Annotated in this window: 1 rRNA gene; it reads right to left on the bottom strand. The window is 54.3% G+C overall.

From position 1 onward, the window contains the following. Positions 1–787 (bottom strand): 23S ribosomal RNA (locus AACU94_RS24605); the annotation flags it as partial.

Here is a 787-nt window from a genome sequence, read left to right as displayed (position 1 = left end):
ACCACCTGTGTCGGTTTGGGGTACGATTTGATGTTACCTGATGCTTAGAGGCTTTTCCTGGAAGCAGGGCATTTGTTGCTTCAGCACCGTAGTGCCTCGTCATCACGCCTCAGCCTTGATTTTCCGGATTTGCCTGGAAAACCAGCCTACACGCTTAAACCGGGACAACCGTCGCCCGGCCAACATAGCCTTCTCCGTCCCCCCTTCGCAGTAACACCAAGTACAGGAATATTAACCTGTTTCCCATCGACTACGCCTTTCGGCCTCGCCTTAGGGGTCGACTCACCCTGCCCCGATTAACGTTGGACAGGAACCCTTGGTCTTCCGGCGAGCGGGCTTTTCACCCGCTTTATCGTTACTTATGTCAGCATTCGCACTTCTGATACCTCCAGCATACCTCACAGTACACCTTCACAGGCTTACAGAACGCTCCCCTACCCAACAACACACAGTGTCGCTGCCGCAGCTTCGGTGCATGGTTTAGCCCCGTTACATCTTCCGCGCAGGCCGACTCGACCAGTGAGCTATTACGCTTTCTTTAAATGATGGCTGCTTCTAAGCCAACATCCTGGCTGTCTGGGCCTTCCCACATCGTTTCCCACTTAACCATGACTTTGGGACCTTAGCTGGCGGTCTGGGTTGTTTCCCTCTTCACGACGGACGTTAGCACCCGCCGTGTGTCTCCCGTGATAACATTCTCCGGTATTCGCAGTTTGCATCGGGTTGGTAAGTCGGGATGACCCCCTTGCCGAAACAGTGCTCTACCCCCGGAGCATGAATTCACGAG

The organism is Escherichia sp. E4702 (genome assembly GCF_963883545.1).
Classification (GTDB): Bacteria; Pseudomonadota; Gammaproteobacteria; order Enterobacterales; family Enterobacteriaceae; genus Escherichia.
Note: the sequence above shows the minus strand (reverse complement) of the source record. Positions and strands in the feature narration are given on the sequence as shown.